This window comes from Leucobacter sp. M11, assembly GCF_035726885.1.
Taxonomy (GTDB): domain Bacteria; phylum Actinomycetota; class Actinomycetes; order Actinomycetales; family Microbacteriaceae; genus JAPFRB01.
On record NZ_JAPFRB010000004.1, the window covers coordinates 443,299 to 444,134 of the forward strand.

Annotated in this window: 1 protein-coding gene; it reads left to right on the plus strand. The window is 70.3% G+C overall.

Annotated elements, in window-relative coordinates:
• Nucleotides 1–113 precede the first annotated feature (113 nt).
• A partial coding sequence (locus OOT08_RS14195; RefSeq protein ID WP_325093440.1) for a sensor domain-containing protein occupies nt 114–836 on the plus strand: 723 nt, incomplete at its 3' end.

Consider the following 836-nt stretch of genomic DNA (forward strand, 5'->3'; position numbering starts at 1 on the left):
GCCGGGTGACGCCCGACTCGACGGCCTGCTTGCCGGATTCGGGGGGAACGCCACCCGCGTCTTCGGGGGGTGACCGGATAGTCGAGGCGGGCAGCGGCTGGGAAGGTGGGAGTATGTCTGGAACAGTCCTGAACCCGAGCCGCCTCCGGAGCGAGCCGCGCACCCCGACGATCGAAGGATCCCCGCACCGAATGAGCTATCTCCGCCAATGGCAGCAGACCCCGGCCACCGCCGGCTTCCTGCTCGGGAACTTCCCCATCGCGCTCTTTGCGTTCTCGGTGCTGATCACGCTGTTCGCCGCGGGCTCCGGACTGCTGGTCCTGGGCATCGGCGTGGTGATCCTCCAGTTCGGCCTCGTGACGGCCCGGGGGATGGGCGCCGTCTGGCGGGACTGGGTGGTCCGCGCGGATGGGCGGCCGATCCCCGCGCCGCGCCGCGTCTCCCTCGGGGTGCAGCCGGAGCAGGGCGTCCGCGGTTTCCTCCGCCCCCTCACGGTGGCGAGCGACTGGCGCGCGATGCTGCACCAGAGCCTGCTCGGCTTCGTTCTCACCATGATCACCTGGACCATTGCCCTCACCTGGGCGCTGCTGGGCCTCGTCGGCACGCTGTACTGGCTGCTGATCCAGTTCATTCCGCAGGGGCCGGGGAACGTCGGCCTCTCCCAGCTGATCTGGCCCGACCGGGTCGGACCCGGGCTGGAGATCGACCCCGCGTTCGCGGACTCCATCATCTACGCCATCATCGGCCTCTGCTTCCTGCTGACCCTGCCGCCCGTCTACCGCGGGCTCACCGCCCTGCACTGGTCCCTCGCGAGCGCCCTACTCGGCGAGACCGAG